Source organism: Winogradskyella sp., from assembly GCF_028289625.1.
GTDB lineage: Bacteria > Bacteroidota > Bacteroidia > Flavobacteriales > Flavobacteriaceae > Winogradskyella.
The window spans coordinates 1-16,645 of record NZ_JANQOM010000076.1 but is presented as its reverse complement, the minus strand read 5'-3'; the positions used below and the strand labels follow the sequence as shown (position 1 = coordinate 16,645).

Sequence of the window (16,645 nt, the reverse complement as noted above, 5' to 3'; positions counted from 1 at the left end):
GTACAAGCTTGCGATTCATTAGCTACAGACTAAACATGTAATTTTGTTTCACCCCTCAAAACCAAAATCCTCGCCACGGTATAGCAATGTCAAAAACAGCAATTCATCGTATCGTCTAGATGACGAATGTTAAATCCATGCTAAATCTTTGATTTTTAATATTTAGCGCCATCCAAATCTGCTTTGGAATCCGTATCTTTAATATAAAAGAAGAACGTTATGAAAGCAATGCATTATCTACAGAAAAAGTGGCAACGACTACGACGACAATCGTTTCAAAATACAGATTTAAAATCAGTGGAAACCAGACGGCAGGTTAAAAGAAAGTCAACGGACGAGGATACGTTTTTGTTTATTTAAGGTAATAATGGAACAGATTGCTTCTGCTGACCGTAAGCGTCAGCATCGCAATGACCCTTACGATAGCATTAACCCTCAAAATCAAAATCCTCACCACCATTACCACGACCGTTACGCTCGCGTTTTTTCTGTTGGTTAAAACGGTAAGTAAAGGCCACATTAAACGAACGCACACGCCATTGAAATTCGCTATTGCCCTCAAAGGTCTCCGTAAAGTTGTCCGAACGACGGATCCGTGAGTTAAAAACATCCCTTACATTAAAGGCAATAGAGGCTTTTTCCTTAAACAGGTCCTTGCTAAAGGCAAGATCCATAGAAAAAATACCTTCGTTACGACTTTGTGCAGTTTCGCTTGGGCCTCGGTAGAAGAGACGTGTCTGCCAATCGATTTCACCTGGTAAGGTGTATTTATTGTTTAAGCGTATAAACCAGCTGAGGTTATCGGCATCAAAATTCTGACCTTCAAATTCCCCTCGCGTGCTCGAGTTAAAGAGGTTAAAATTCCCATTAAGGTTCCACTTTTTACTGGGGCGGTAGGTCAGTGTGAACTCAGCACCAATACGGTCATTGGTAGCTAAGTTAATCGGTGTACGTCTAATAACGGGTACCAAATCGAACTGTGCATTAAGTTCATCAAAATTGGGATCGTTAATATTGATGGTTTGGTTGGTTTCAAAAATGTAAAAGTTGTCGGTTTCCAAGGCCACAAAATTAAAAGCCTCCCGTGCACGCTGAAAATACACCGAACCGTTAAGGGTCAACTTACCAATCTTCTTAAAATAGCCCAAATCGAACTGCCCAGAGGTACTCGGATCTAAATCTGGATTTCCCTGAAATAGGTTGGTAGCAGAACTTCTGGAAGGGAAGGGGTTGATAAACCGGGAGCGTGGTCGTCTTACACGTCGGTTATAGCCTAAGGTGATATTTTCATCTTCCGAGAGTTCAAAAGCCAGATTCACCGTTGGGAATAACTGATGGTACTCTTTTTTGTCAAAATCACCACTGGTAATCTGGTCGATGGTAATACGTGTGCCTTCGTAACGTAGGCCTAGCAAATAGGAAAATTTCTCGCCAATCTTATTACCATATTGCGTATAAAAGGCATTGACCTGTTGCTTAAAATCTAGGGTATTACTCAGGTCGGTATTCACCTCAAAGGTGTTTCCTTGGTCAAAACTCGATTCAACCAAATACGCCGTGAGAAAATCAAAAAATTCACCACGATAACCGACTTCAAATTGTCCAGCTTCACCAATGGGTTCTACATAATCGGCCTGCAAGAGAATACGGTTTTGATTTTCGTCCGTTTCTACAAACTCCGCAATAAACCCATCTTGGCCAATGATGGATTGCTCTAACTCCCGACTATCCTCATATTGAAAATCGAAAGTCAACTTATGCTGGCTGTTCTCATTAAATTGTTTATCGTAACTCAAAGAGTACTGTACGGTTTTATCATCTTCTAGCTCATCATCTTGTCGAAAAGTACGGCTAATGAGGTCCTGACTACTATCAAAACGATTAATGTTATTTGTGGTCTCACTTTCATTATTGCTATCCCTGTAGACAAAAGTCGCTGTTAAGGAACTGCTCTCATTGACATACCATTCAATTCCTGTATTGGTACTGTAGCCTTTTCGTATACGGTCGAACTCACGATCCTCGATACTACGTGCTGTATTTCCAGGTTCAGGATCAAAAAACACGGTTTCATTGAAAGCATTTCCGGGTGATTCCCTGTAATCATAACTTGTTGTGTTAAAAATATTGATATCACCCGTTCTGTAATTGATATTTCCAGAAACTCCGGCTTGCGATGGATAACCGCCATTGACCGTAATGGCACCATTTAAGCCTTGCAATTTACTGCGCCTTAGAATGATATTTAATATTCCTGCAGAGCCTTCGGCATCGTATCTGGCGGAAGGGGAGGTGATGACTTCGACACGCTCAATGGCTTCTGCTGGTAACTGACGTAAGGCATCGGTTGAGTTTAAACCCACCAAACCTGAAGGTTTTCCATTGATTAATATCCTCACATCATCGTTACCTCTTAGCGCCACATTGCCCTCTACATCCACGGAAACCGAAGGCACATTATCCAATACATCACTTACAGTGCCACCACGTACGGTTAAGTCTTTACCGACATTATAGATTTTTTTATCTAGCCGTATATCTACAGTGGTGGTTTCGGCGATAATCTCGACTTCCTCTAGCGATTCCACGTCCAATGCCAAACTTACGGTGCCTAAATTCATATTGTTCGTAATGGCTTTGTTATTATAAGTCTTGGTTTTATAAGAAATGTATTCCACCGCAATATTGTAATTGCCTACAGGAACTTCTATGCTGAATTTCCCCTCGGTATCTGTAATACCACCAGTCACCACTTTGTTGTCCGAAACCCTTTTAAAAGTAATTGTAGCATATTCTAGAGGAACATTGGTGCCTTCTTCAATGACTTTACCTTCAATTTTCACCTCTTTTTGGGCATAGACAGATAGGCCGAAAAAAACGAATAAAATTGAACTGATAAAGGGTAGTCGCATCACAAATGTTGTATTATTACTTTTAGATGCGCAAAAATAGCGTTACTTGTGGCGACTTAGGTTAATCTTATGTTAAAGCAAGATCGGTATTGTCAATCCGAGTATTCGGGTTGATTATTGACAGCAGAAAGTGGGCAACAAGCAGTAAGCTCTAGGTATTAAATTTTTAATTTTGGATATTAGACATGAGGCAGCACGCCTTATGCAGTGAGCACAAGGTTCTGTCTTCTAACTAATGGATTTTAGCCCTCATCATTGTCTTCGTCTTTCTTCTTCTTTTTCTTCTTTTTCCTTTTTTTCTTCTTTTTGACTTCCTTTTCGTCAAAATCACCTTTTATCATATCCTTTATCTTAGTCATATCAGACTCTGAGATAAGTTCTTCCAATTCCTTAAAGTGAGTATTCTCTAATTTTTTGACGGCTTCATTTCTATCAAAACTACGTTCATACTTTGCTTTTAGAACTTCTATCTTCTTATCAAAGAAGCTACTTATGTATTGTTTGGCAATTTCTTTCTGAAAGTCGTCAGCTTCAAGCGTGGTTAAGAAGTTATTGATGTATTCTGCTTTTCGCTCTTCCACTTCACGTTCCCGCTTTGCAATTTGAGAAGCTGAAGGTTCAGAGTTAGTCTGTGGTATTCCACTACGGTCACGTCTTACTTGGCTATAGGTACTAAAGCCGATGAACAAGGCGAATACGATTAAGAATGTCTTTTTCATGAGTTTGTTTTTAGTATTTTTCCAAAATCCAATTTTAAATGATATTTAAGATGGTTTCTACCGGTCTTCCAATAACGGCTTTTTGGCCGTTGATTACTATAGGTCGCTCTATAAGTTTAGGATGCTTTATCATAGCATCGATTATGGCATCATCCGAAAGTACTTTTCCTTTATAATCCGACTTCCAAATTGCCTCATTTTTTCGCACCAGATCTATAGGTTTGATGTCTAATTTAGCAATAATTTCTTGTAAATCAGTCTTTAATAAAGGTTGATCGAGATATTTTATGACTTCAAACGGTTGACCAGACGCTTCAAGCACAGCCAAACCTTCTCTAGATTTTCGGCATCGTGGGTTATGGTATATGGTAATCATGTTATATGTTAATATCTAATTGTTGTAATTGTTTTAGTAACTCCTTAGGGGATTCAAAATGTATGCCATTAATGCCCAATGTTTCAGCAGCCTTTACATTTCTTAAATTATCATCGATAAATACTGCATTCTCGGCTTTAATATCGAATCTATTTAGGGTGATTTCGTAGATGTCTATAAATGGTTTTCTAGTTTTTTCTTCACCAGAAACAATGATACCCTCAAACCAATGTAAAAACTCAAACTTCTCTAAGGCAATAGGGAAGGTCTCATGACTCCAATTGGTTAGTGCTACCACTTTGTATTTAGGATGATCAATACACTTTTTCAAAATCGAAACGGTACCTTCAATGGCATCTCCGAGCATTTCTTCCCAACGTCCGTAATACATTTTAATCAATTCGGCATATTGTGGAAAAAGTAAAATCCGTTCTTCAGTAGCTTTTTGCATCGGATATCCAGCATCTTGATTTTCGTTCCAATCCGATGTACAGATATGATCGAAAAACCACTGCATTTTTTCACGATCTCCTTTGAAGACATCCAAATACACATATTCTGGATTCCAGTCAATTAAAACACCTCCTAAATCAAATATGATGGTACCTATTGTTTTCATTTACAATGTTTCTGTGTTTTCTTCTTGTTGGCCCATCATCATCAAATAGGCTTTTAAGAAAGGTTCGATATCTCCGTCCATTACCGCATCCACATTTCCGGTTTCGTGAGCCGTGCGTACATCCTTTACCAATTTGTAAGGATGCATCACATAGTTTCTAATCTGGCTTCCCCATTCAATCTTCATTTTGCTAGCTTCAATATGGTCGCGCTGTGCCATTTGCTTCTGTAATTCAATTTCATATAATTGTGATTTTAGCATTTGTAAGGCTCGAGCACGATTATCGTGTTGCGAGCGTGTTTCGGAACATTGAATCTGAATGCCAGTAGGTTTGTGGACTAATTGTACTTTGGTTTCTACTTTGTTTACATTTTGGCCTCCCGCACCACTAGAACGCGCCGTCGTAATTTCAATATCGGCTGGATTGATGTCTATTTCGATAGAGTCATTTACCAATGGATAGACATAAACCGAAGCAAAACTGGTATGGCGTTTAGCATTACTATCGAAAGGGGAAATACGCACTAAACGGTGCACACCATTTTCGCCTTTTAGCCAACCAAAGGCATAATCACCTTCAATTTCTAGGGTTACGGTTTTAATGCCAGCGACATCACCTTCCTGATGGTTAAGCTCCTTAACCTTAAAACCACTCTTTTCGGCATACATTAAATACATGCGCATCAGCATACTTGCCCAATCACAGGATTCGGTACCTCCAGCACCTGCCGTAATTTGTAATACTGCACTTAAGCTGTCACCTTCTTCAGAAAGCATGTTTTTAAATTCGAGTTTTTCTATAGCGTTGACAGCCGTTTCAAAGCGTGCTTCTACATTATCCATTGATGCTTCATCCTCTTTGTAGAATTCATAGATGACTTCTAAGTCTTCGAAAAGTGTTTTAGCTGCATTAAAATCATTGACCCAACTCTTTTTTTCTCGGATGGATCGCATCACCTGCTCGGCTTTTTTTGAGTCGTTCCAAAAATTAGGGTCGAAGGTTTGCTCTTCTTCGTTAGCGATTTCTATGAGTTTGGCATCTAAGTCAAAGATACTGTCTAAGTGCGTCTAGACGGGAATTAAGATCTTTAATTTGATCGGATGTTATCATAAATTAGGTATTTCTGCAAATATAAGATGTCGTATTAAAGTGCCATAATTTTGAATCGGTTTTTTAGAAATTCCGTAGTTTTATGATTCAATTTTTTGAATATGAATAAACTATCGTTCCTTGCTTTATTTTTACTTGTTAGCTTTCAGGTTGATGCACAGTTTCTTGAAAAGAAAACCCTTAAATCTTATGAAGGTTATTTTGACTTTTATTATGAGGAGTCGACTGACAAAATTTATCTCAAAGTAAAAGATTTGAATACCGAATTTCTGTATGTGAATTCGCTGGCTTCTGGTGTTGGCAGTAATGATATAGGATTGGATCGTGGGCAGTTGGGCAATGAGCGTGTCGTGTATTTTCAGAAAGCAGGGAATAAGTTATTATTAATTCAACCTAACTTAAAATATCGCGCCAATACCGATAACGAACAGGAACGGAAAAGTATAGAGCAAGCTTTTGCTAAGTCTGTATTATTTGGATTTAAGATTTTATCTGAAGAAAACAATACCTATGTTATTGACCTTACACCATTTTTGATGCAAGATGCCCATGGTGTTGCTAATCGCTTGAAGGGTAGAAAGGAAGGCACTTATAACATTGATGCCTCTAAAAGTGCTTTGGCTTTAGAACGTACCAAGGCTTTCCCAAAAAATGTAGAGTTTGAAGCTATGCTGACGTTTAAAGGACAACCAACAGGCAGAAATTTACGAAGTGTTACGCCAACCTCTTCTCTTGTGACCGTCATCCAGCATCACTCTTTTGTAGAATTACCAGACGATAATTATAAACCTAGGGTTTTTGATCCACGAAGTGGTGCCATTTCAATGTCATATATGGATTATGCAACACCCATACAAGAGCACATTACAAAACGTTTTATTATTCGGCATCGTCTGGAAAAGAAAAACCCAAGTGAAGCTCAAAGTGAAGCCAAGGCACCTATTATTTATTACTTAGACCCTGGCACTCCAGAACCTGTGCGTTCTGCGCTACTCGAAGGTGCACGTTGGTGGAATGAAGCCTTTGATGCTATTGGTTTTAAAAATGCTTTCCAGGTAAAAATGTTACCAAAAGATGCGGACCCTATGGATTGCCGCTATAATGTGATTCAATGAGTACATCGTTCTACACGAGGTTGGAGTTACGGTGGAAGTGTCGTGGATCCCAGATCAGGTGAAATTATAAAAGGCCATGTGAGTTTAGGAAGTTTACGTATTCGTCAAGATTTTATGATTGCACAAGCTTTAATGCATCAGCCCTTTGCAGAGCGCGATGATAATTATGAACCGATGTTGAAGATGGCTTTAGCGCGTATACGACAACTCAGTGCACACGAAGTAGGACATACCCTTGGCTTTGCACATAATTTTGCAGCGAGTACCAACAATAGAGCTTCTGTGATGGATTATCCGCATCCTCAAATTACTGTTAAAAATGGAAATATTGATTTTAGTAATGCTTATGCTATAGGCATTGGCGATTGGGACAAAGTGACTATTGCCTACAGCTATGCTGAGTTTGATAAAAAAACAGATGAGAAAACCGCTTTAAGTGCTATTTTAAAAAAAGCACAAGATGGAGGTTTACGATTTATTTCGGATTCGGATGCTAGAGCTGCTGGTGGAGCACATGCTTTGGCACACTTGTGGGATAATGGTAAATCTGCTGCTGAGGAATTGAATAATGTCCTTAACGTTAGGGAAGTGGCCTTGCAGAATTTCTCGAAAGATAATATTAGAAGTTATGAGCCTTATTCGGTCCTAGAAGATGTTTTTGTACCCTTGTATTTCTACCATCGCTATCAGGTGGAAGCAGCCACTAAAGTGATTGAAGGTTTGGATTATAATTATGCTGTGAAAGGAGACGGGCAACTCATCGCAAAACCTATTTCTGTTAACGTTCAGAAAAAAACTTTGAAAGTTATACTCAAAACCATAAATGCGGAAACCTTAGCGATTCCGAAAGATAAATTGGCCTTGTTTCCTCCAAGAGCTTTTGGATATTACAGAACTAGAGAGTCTTTTAAGGGGAAAACAGGTGTAGCTTTCGATCCTTTAAGTGTGGCCAATACGGCGAGTGATATGACCTTAAGGTTTTTATTGCATCCGCAACGCGCCAATAGATTAGTCCTTCAAAAGAGTTTGGACGCAAATCAGTTGAGTCTAGAAGATGCGATGAATTCTATATTACAAGTGACACTTGAAAATACAGAAACGGATTCTTATCTCACCGATATTCAGCATCAGGTTAATGTCAATGTTTTAAAGTACATCATGCATTTGGCGACGAGTAATGAGAGCTACTTTCAGACTAAGGGTATAGCTAATAAAGTCTTACTGGAATTATCTCAAAAGTTCTTGAAAAAGGATGCGATAAGTATTCAATATGGAATGATTATTAAGGAGTTTTATAAACACCCAGAGAAATTTAAACTTGAAGCTTCACCAAATATACCTGATGGTTCACCAATAGGAATGGCTAGTTGTGGTTATTAGGAACAATAGATATAAGATTAACACCTATTAAAACAAAAAAAGAGGTACGATTAAGTACCTCTTTTTTAAAATCTTTTTTGGTATTAATGGATTACCACCACCAGCACCAGTGATGTGGAGGTTCGTATTCACATAGTTCGCCACCATGAGTACTTGTTCCACTAACAACTTCTAAAACACCACGCTTGTAGCCTGGGCCTATGTTTAAATGGCAGTCAGTTCTAAACTTGGTATAGTAACAATGTCCAACAAATACATAAATCCACTTACCAAACGTACCGTTATGGTTAGCTCCGTTTACAGAGATTTCGTCATGTTGTCCTACTACACCATCAAATATTTTTACAGCATATCGTGTATGCTCAAAACGCTGATATAATCTCACTCTGTGGTCATTATGCCAATTCCATTTAAATGTGATATGGTCTACCTTACCAATACAATCGTCACACTCTTCCTCTTCAGGTAAATGCTTAGTAATTAATAGGGCTTGTACATTTTCAAAGTCTTCAGGAATAAGAAGTAATCCTAATTTATCACCACATCCAGGTGTATATCCTTGTCCATTTGCATTAGCAGCATCAACGATTTCATCACCTAAAGGCTCATCAATATTACGATCCCAATCGCCAGGATTAGGTGTTAAGAAATCTGGAAAATCATTAACAAATGGGTTTTCGATTAGTCTCCAAATAGCATATTGCACATGTCCATAGGTATATTGCTCTCCTGGACCATATTCGATATTATTTAATATCCAGTTTACTTTATCAAAATTTTGTGGATTTGCGTAAACATTCTCGAATGCTCCACCAGGCAAAATAGTTGGGTCATAGCTAGAGACTACAGTAAAGTCAATGAAATCGTCGTCTTCATTAAGACTAGGTAACCTGTCAGAACAAAAGGCAGGTATAACATCACCACCATCTATTGCAATGTCAAAGTAAGCATTTGCTCCTGGCTTGGCAACAACTTCGATATTCACAGTGGTGTTAAAACCTGTGTCAAGTAAATCAGGCGTACAACCATCTGCACTTTTATTCAAAAAGTTATCGCTAGATGTAACGAGATTTTCACTATTCTCATTAAAGAGTAGTTCATCTTTTTCGAGTAATCCGTCAGAGACTACCTCATTGTTTTTAAAGCGTAGTTCCGCTCCTTGAATTTCTTCTTGTTGTATAGTTTCTTCGACAGATTCATTCTGACACGCAGCAAGAACCAATAAAAAACTAAACAAGATTAGTTTTGTAAAATGTTTCATGATTAAAATTTGTTAATAGCACTTATTTGTAAGTACGAATGTATTTGTTAAATTAATTAACAAAGAATAAAATTGATAAAAGATTCATTTTATTAGTTAAATAGATGAAACTCAAATTTCACCGATGTAATTTTATCTTTAGTATTTAATGTTTTTGGTTTTATTTACCTAACTTTATTTAAATAATGATTTAATAGTATATTTTATCAAAATAACTTTATTATACTTCAATTAATCGATGAAACTTTCCTTTTGCATTTTAATGACTACTTTTGTTGCATTCAGATAAAGCGTCAAATAGTTTTCTGAATAAAAAAGTTATACTCAAATCATCCAATTCCATATTTAAAATTGAAATCTAATCTTAAAAACATTTCTATTTTAATTCCGGATGGAGAAACCACCTTGCTCTCTCATGTGGTCTATAGCTTAGCCCTTATTAAGTATATTAAGATTTATGTATTATCTTCCCATAAGACAGGATATTTTGAATATTCACTTGATAATAACTGTTTTAAGCATTCTCGTTTCATAGAGAAGTTTGTTTATTATGAAAAAACAACAACTGAAGCATGGATAAATAAAATTGATAATACTGTAGAGGTTTATGATATAGATCTTATTATGCCCATTTTTGATTTAAGCACAGATAAGCTCCTAAAACATATAGACTTGTTAAAAAGCCGAACAAAGCTTTGTTATTTGTCAAGCCATACCAATTTTGAAACCGCCTTACGTAAAGATTTACTTTGTCTTTTCTTAAAATCGAATCATTTACCATGTCCAGATAGCATTATTGTAAGTTCAAAATTTGAATATGAAGCAGTTGATATCGATTTTCCTATTGTGGCTAAACCAACCTATGGTTTTGAAGGAGGAATGGGAGTGAAGTTGGTCAGTAATAAGGAAGAGTTATTAAACTATATTAAAATTAATAAAACAGATAGTCCTTTATTGCTTCAGGAATTTGTAGAAGGTTTTGATGTATCATGTAATGTATTATGTAAAAAAGGAAAGTTGCTAGCATATACGATGCAAAAGGGCATTACAATGGCTAAAGGTATTAAAGTCACACCTCAACATGAGTTCAAATTTTTCCATGATGACACTTTATTAGGATTAATGGAAGATTTGATGAAATCATTGAACTGGTCTGGTGTAGCCAATATAGATTTTAGATTCGACCAAACCAATACTGTTTACAAAGTAATTGAAATTAATCCTAGATTTTGGCTTAACACCGAAGCTTCAGCCTTAGCTGGTGTTAACTTTCCATATCTGTATTGTCTATCAACATTGAACAGAAGTATAGAATTTATACCAGTCAAAAAAGGTACATTTTTACATCTCAAGGCTTTAGCAAAACGTCTTAAACGTAAGCCCTTCTTTATTTTTAAATTTAATTACCTACTTAATAACACCCCCTTTATTTTTATCATTAAAGACCCAATTGTTATATGGTGTAAGTTTATATGGAGAACCAATAATATTATATCTTCAAAATTTCTGAAAAAGAAAAAGGCTTAGTATTATCTTTACCTTACAGAAATACGTTTATGATTATAGATTTAAGAAGTGACACAGTCACCAAGCCCACAAAAGGCATGTTAGATGCCATGATAACTACTCAAGTTGGTGATGATGTTTACAAGGAAGACCCTACCGTAAATGCTTTGGAGATGAGATTAGCGAAAATGTTTGGAAAAGATGAAGCATTATTTTTTCCGACTGGTAGCATGGCTAATCAGGCAGCATTAAAGTTACACACCAATCCTGGGGAACAGGTGATATGTGATAAATATGCACATATTTATAACTATGAAGGTGGTGGCGCCTCTTTTAACAGTGGTATATCGTGTAAACTCATTGATGGCCATAGAGGTATGTTTACTGCTGAACAAGCTGAAGCTTCTATTAACCCTCCTGATTTTTATCACAGTCCTTTGACGTCTTTAATTGCTATTGAAAACACCACGAATAAAGGCGGAGGAGCTTATTGGGATTTTGAAGCCTTAACACGCATAAAAGAAGTTACTGACAAACATAATTTAGGATATCACCTGGATGGTGCAAGGTTATGGAATGCGCTTGTTGCTACGAATGAAACCCCAAAGCAATATGGTGAGCTTTTCGATACTATTTCCGTTTGCTTAAGCAAAGGGCTAGGATGCCCAATGGGTTCGGTCTTAATTGGCAATAAAGAACTTATGCAAAAGGCTGTACGGGTTAGAAAGATTTTAGGTGGAGGTATGCGTCAAATAGGTTATATGGCAGCTTGCGGTATGTATGCATTGGATAATCATTTATCTCGACTTGAGGAAGATCACAAAAAAGCAAAAGCTATAGCAGAAACCCTATCCAAATTATCCAAAATAAAACATGTTGAACCCGTTGACACCAACATAATTATTTTCGAATTGAATGATGATGTTAATGAATTAGAGTTTATAAATAAGTTAAAAGAAAAACATATTTACATCATAGGTATGGGAAGTAATAAATTACGAATGGTAACTCATTTAGATTATACAGATAATATGCATGAGATGGTATTATCTATTCTGAAAGACTTCTAAGTGGCAGACCATCATTATCATTATTGCTAGCAATAGACCAATGATTTTACTTAAATAAATCCATACCTGGGATATTTGGCATGCCTTCCTTAGCAACAGCAGCAATTTCAGCTTCATTAACACTTGTAGCTTTTTCAATGGCTTTATTGAGTGTTAAGATTAGGTAATCCTCTAGCATTTCTTTATCCTCTAATAGCGTATCATCTATGGAAATAGATTTAATTGTTCTATTGGCTGTTATTGTGACTTTTAATTTTTTGTCAGTGCTACTTTCATCAATTAAAACAGTATTTAAGCGTTCTTTGGTAGCTTCAACTTTTTTTTGAGCTTCTTTTAATTTGCTCATCATGCCCATCATATCTCCAAACATATTTTTATCATTTAAAAAATTACGATACAAAATTACTAAATTGCGCCTCTTTTTAGATTATTTTTTTCTTAAAACAATGACTGAGACTTCAAGTATTCTTCCTCCTTATGCAAAACAAGAACCACAAGTATTAAAAAAACATGGTGATATACGTGTCGATAATTACTTTTGGATGAACGATAGAAAAGATCCAGAAGTCATAGAATATCTTAAGGCTGAGAATTCTTATTGCGACACACATATGGCGCATACTAAGGGTTTTCAGAAGGATTTGTTTGAAGAAATGAAGGCAAGAATAAAAGAAGACGATACTTCAGTACCCTATAAATACAATGGTTATTGGTATATTACCAAATTTGAAAAGGGAAAAGATTATCCTATTTATACCAGAAAGAAAGATACATTGGATAACCCAGAAGAATTGCTGTTTGATTGTAATGAAATGGCTAAAGACCATAGCTATTTTAAGTTAGCAGGGATTAGTATCAGTCCTGATAACAATCTGGTAGCCTTTGGGATTGATACCACTGGACGTCGAAAATACACCATTCGTGTAAAGAATATCAAAACACACAAATTATGGTCCGATAAAATAGAGAATACAACAGGGTCTTCGAGTTGGGCAAATGATAATAAAACCTTGTTTTATACAAAGAAAGATGACGTTACGTTGCGAGCATATCAAGTTTACAGCCATAAATTGGGTCAAAAAAGCAATGCGTTAATTTTTCAAGAGGATGATGACACTTTTGGCGTAGCTGTATATAAATCCAAATCTAGAAAGTATATCATTATTGCTTGTTACAGCACACTTACTAACGAGTATCATATCCTTAATGCCGATGAGCCTGATGGAAAATTTGAATTGTTTCAACAAAGAATTAGAGGATTAGAGTATAGCATTGCGCATTACGATAACTACTTCTACATTCTAACCAATAAGGATAAAGCAACTAATTTCAAATTAATGAGATGCTTGGAAGTTGATAGGGCTATAGAAAAATGGGAAGAGGTCTTGGAACATAGAGAAGATGTATTAATCGAAAATATTGATATTTTTCAAGACTACTTAGTTGTTAGTGAGCGAAAGAATGGTCTGAATGAACTAAGAATCAAAAGAAAGGATGACTCTGAGGATTACTATTTGCCATTCGATAATGAAACTTATACAGCATTTACTACCACTAATGTAGATTTTAATACTGAAGTTTTAAGATTTACATACAATTCCTTAACCACTCCCACTTCAGTTATTGAATTTAATATGCGTACCAAGACAAAAACCGTATTAAAAGAGCAGGAGGTATTGGGTGGAAATTTCAATAAAGATAACTATGTGTCTGAGCGTATTTGGGCCACAGCAGATGACGGCACTAAAGTACCGATGTCCCTAGTTTATAAAAAGGGTATAAAAAAGAATGGTAACAATCCATTACTTCAATATGCCTACGGGAGTTATGGAGCAACAGTTGACCCTTCTTTTTCGACCATAAGATTAAGTTTATTAGACAGAGGGTTTATTTATGTAATAGCACATGTTAGAGGAGGAGAATATTTGGGTAGACAATGGTACCAAAATGGCAAATTATTAAAAAAGAAAAATACATTCAATGATTTTATCGCCTGTTCCAGGCACTTAATTACTGAGGGATACACATCCTCTAAGCACCTTTACGCAATGGGTGGGAGTGCTGGTGGACTATTGATGGGAGCTATTGTTAATGAAGCACCAGAACTGTATAACGGCGTTATTGCGGCAGTTCCATTTGTAGATGTTGTTACCACAATGCTAGATGATTCCATACCATTAACTACTGGCGAATATGATGAATGGGGAAATCCAAATGATAAATCATATTATGAATACATAAAGTCATATTCACCTTATGACAATATAGTGCCTAAAGCATACCCAAATATGTTAATCACCACAGGCTTACACGATTCCCAAGTTCAGTATTGGGAACCTGCAAAATGGGTGGCTAAACTTAGGGAATTAAAGACCGATTCCAATACGTTATTTTTAAAGACTAACATGGATGCTGGCCACGGAGGGGCTTCAGGTCGATTTGAAAGTCTTAAGGAAGATGCAGAAGAATTTGCCTTTCTTTTAGATTTAGAAGGTATTTCGAACTAATTAAAAAAAAAGTGTTAGTTTTGCGAGGTTTTAGAGTGTATTTTTTACACTTGATTAAATTACATTTATGGACAACAACAAAAATGTATTTGATAACGTACTACAATTGATTGGCAGTACACCACTTATCAAATTAAGCCGAATGACCGCAGACTACGACGGTGATTTTTATGCTAAAGTAGAGGCATTTAATCCGGGTCATTCTTCTAAAGATAGAATCGCATTACACATTATAGAAGAAGCTGAGCGTCAAGGAATTTTAAATCCTGGTGATACTATCATTGAGACGACTTCTGGCAACACAGGTTTTAGTATTGCTATGGTAAGCATTATTAAAGGCTATGAGTGTATTTTAGCAGTAAGTTCTAAATCGTCTGCAGATAAAATAGATATGCTAAAATCCATGGGAGCTAAGGTATATGTGTGTCCAGCTCACGTTAACGCAGATGACCCAAGATCATACTATCAAGTTGCGAAACGTCTTCACGAAGAAATTAAAGGGTCTATATATATTAATCAGTATTTCAATCAATTAAATATTGATGCCCATTACAATACTACCGGTCGAGAGATTTGGGATCAAACCAATGGTGAAATTACCCATTTGGTAGCTTGTAGTGGTACTGGAGGAACCATATCGGGAGTTGCAAAGTATCTCAAGGAGCAAAACCCTAATGTAAGAATTATTGGTGTCGACGCTTATGGTTCGGTATTAAAGAAATATCATGAAACCCGTGAGTTCGATGACAAGGAAATTTACCCATACCGCATTGAAGGTCTTGGCAAGAACCTAATTCCTACTGCTACAGATTTTGATTTAATCGATAAGTTTGTAAAGGTTACGGATGAAGAAAGTGCACATACCGCAAGGCAAATATCAAGTACAGAAGGACTTTTTGTTGGTTACACTAGTGGTGCTGCCATGCAGGCATTGAAGCAGCTTAAAGAAGCGGGTGAGTTTAGACCCTCAGATAAAGTTGTAGTCATATTTCCTGACCATGGTTCGAGATATATGAGTAAAGTTTACAGCGATAAGTGGATGGCGGACCAAGGCTTTTTTGATAGTAAAAACGAAGTGTCCACGACTATTCAATATATAAAATAACTTAACTGACTAAGTTTAGTGCCCACCGCTTTTGTGGTGGGCTTTTTTATGTTTAAAAGTATGTGAATAGTAAGACGAAAATATAATTATGCAGTCATAATTTAATTAACTAATTTTGCACACACTAACAAAACTAAAATTTAACTAATAAGAATCTGTTCAGTTTATTGTTATAGATTTGATGAATAATGGCAAACGCAAGGTATGAAGGATTTATTTGAAAAGATTTATAGAGATAAAGGACCTTTAGGCAAATGGGCTTCCCAAGCAGAGGGTTATTTTGTTTTTCCAAAGCTAGAAGGAGAGATTTCAAATAGAATGAAATTTCAGGGAAAAGAGGTTATTACTTGGAGTATTAATGATTATTTAGGTCTAGCAAATCATCCTGAAGTTAGAAAAGTCGATGCGGAGGCTGCAGCAAAGTATGGGTCTGCTTATCCTATGGGTGCACGTATGATGTCTGGACATACAGACCTACACGAGCAACTGCAGAATGAGTTAGCAGCGTTTGTTAATAAAGAAGCCGCTTACCTTTTAAATTTTGGCTACCAAGGTATAATGTCTACCATAGATGCTCTAGTTGCCAAAGACGATATTATAGTTTATGATGTAGATGCCCATGCTTGTATTATCGATGGTGTGAGGCTCCATATGGGTAAGCGTTTTACCTATAAGCATAATGATGTAGCCAGTCTAGAGAAAAATCTTGAGCGTGCCACAAAAATGGCCGAGCAAACAGGTGGTGGCATTCTTGTGATTTCTGAGGGTGTATTTGGCATGCGTGGTGAACAAGGCCGCTTAAAAGAAATCGCTGAATTAAAAAAACAATATAACTTTAGGTTTCTTGTTGATGATGCCCATGGTTTTGGGACTCTGGGTGCAACAGGAGCAGGAGCAGGTGAAGAACAAGGCGTACAAGATGAAATTGATGTGTACTTTGCTACATTTGCTAAATCGATGGCCA

At 36.6% G+C, this 16,645-nt stretch carries 12 protein-coding genes and 1 pseudogene; 6 read left to right on the top strand and 7 right to left on the bottom strand.

The window, feature by feature from the left end:
* Nucleotides 1-428: 428 nt before the first annotated feature.
* The 5 genes from Q0992_RS14800 to prfB form a co-directional block, all read right to left on the bottom strand.
* Entirely contained in the window at nucleotides 429-2,912 is a 2,484-nt protein-coding gene (locus Q0992_RS14800; protein ID WP_299526144.1) for a TonB-dependent receptor, read from the bottom strand.
* 242 nt (nucleotides 2,913-3,154) lie between these two features.
* The gene (locus Q0992_RS14795; protein ID WP_299526141.1) at nucleotides 3,155-3,631 is read right to left on the bottom strand and encodes a hypothetical protein; all 477 of its coding nucleotides are present in this window, start codon (nucleotides 3,629-3,631) and stop codon (nucleotides 3,155-3,157) included.
* Between the two features lie 34 nt (nucleotides 3,632-3,665).
* Nucleotides 3,666-4,007, bottom strand: a complete 342-nt coding sequence (gene arsC / locus Q0992_RS14790) for an arsenate reductase (glutaredoxin) (RefSeq protein ID WP_299526138.1) — start codon at nucleotides 4,005-4,007, stop codon at nucleotides 3,666-3,668.
* 1 nt (nucleotide 4,008) lies between these two features.
* Nucleotides 4,009-4,626 (bottom strand): HAD family phosphatase, encoded by a 618-nt coding sequence (locus Q0992_RS14785; protein WP_299526137.1) that lies wholly within the window; start codon nucleotides 4,624-4,626, stop codon nucleotides 4,009-4,011.
* A protein-coding gene (gene prfB / locus Q0992_RS14780) for a peptide chain release factor 2 (protein ID WP_299526134.1) occupies nucleotides 4,627-5,737 on the bottom strand; the annotation gives its coding sequence in 2 pieces (ribosomal slippage) (nucleotides 4,627-5,673 and nucleotides 5,675-5,737; 1,110 coding nt in all). It abuts the gene before it with no gap.
* Between the two features lie 101 nt (nucleotides 5,738-5,838).
* Here prfB and Q0992_RS14775 point away from each other — a divergent pair.
* Nucleotides 5,839-8,232: pseudogene (locus tag Q0992_RS14775) on the top strand (zinc-dependent metalloprotease).
* Between the two features lie 91 nt (nucleotides 8,233-8,323).
* On the opposite strand, the gene Q0992_RS14770 reads toward Q0992_RS14775, so the two are convergent.
* Nucleotides 8,324-9,493 carry a hypothetical protein gene (locus Q0992_RS14770; protein WP_299526132.1) on the bottom strand — a complete coding sequence of 390 codons (1,170 nt, stop codon included), beginning with the start codon at nucleotides 9,491-9,493 and terminating at the stop codon, nucleotides 8,324-8,326.
* A 351-nt stretch (nucleotides 9,494-9,844) separates the two neighbouring features.
* On the opposite strand from Q0992_RS14770, the gene Q0992_RS14765 reads away from it, so the two are divergent.
* Nucleotides 9,845-11,020, top strand: coding sequence for an ATP-grasp domain-containing protein (locus tag Q0992_RS14765; RefSeq protein WP_299526130.1), 1,176 nt, complete (start codon nucleotides 9,845-9,847; stop codon nucleotides 11,018-11,020).
* A 29-nt stretch (nucleotides 11,021-11,049) separates the two neighbouring features.
* Nucleotides 11,050-12,069: a low specificity L-threonine aldolase gene (locus tag Q0992_RS14760; protein ID WP_299526127.1), complete on the top strand. Its 1,020-nt coding sequence runs from the start codon at nucleotides 11,050-11,052 to the stop codon at nucleotides 12,067-12,069.
* 46 nt (nucleotides 12,070-12,115) lie between these two features.
* Here Q0992_RS14760 and Q0992_RS14755 read toward each other — a convergent pair whose 3' ends face one another.
* Entirely contained in the window at nucleotides 12,116-12,439 is a 324-nt protein-coding gene (locus tag Q0992_RS14755) for a YbaB/EbfC family nucleoid-associated protein (protein WP_299526124.1), read from the bottom strand.
* A 76-nt stretch (nucleotides 12,440-12,515) separates the two neighbouring features.
* Here Q0992_RS14755 and Q0992_RS14750 point away from each other — a divergent pair, with 76 nt between their 5' ends.
* The 3 genes from Q0992_RS14750 to Q0992_RS14740 all read left to right on the top strand — a co-directional run.
* On the top strand, nucleotides 12,516-14,576 hold the full coding sequence (locus tag Q0992_RS14750) for a S9 family peptidase (protein ID WP_299526121.1): 2,061 nt from the start codon (nucleotides 12,516-12,518) through the stop codon (nucleotides 14,574-14,576).
* A 67-nt stretch (nucleotides 14,577-14,643) separates the two neighbouring features.
* Entirely contained in the window at nucleotides 14,644-15,681 is a 1,038-nt protein-coding gene (locus Q0992_RS14745; protein ID WP_299526118.1) for a PLP-dependent cysteine synthase family protein, read from the top strand.
* Nucleotides 15,682-15,885: 204 nt separating this feature from the next.
* The coding region (locus tag Q0992_RS14740; protein ID WP_299526115.1) for a pyridoxal phosphate-dependent aminotransferase family protein at nucleotides 15,886-16,645 on the top strand (760 nt) is incomplete at its 3' end.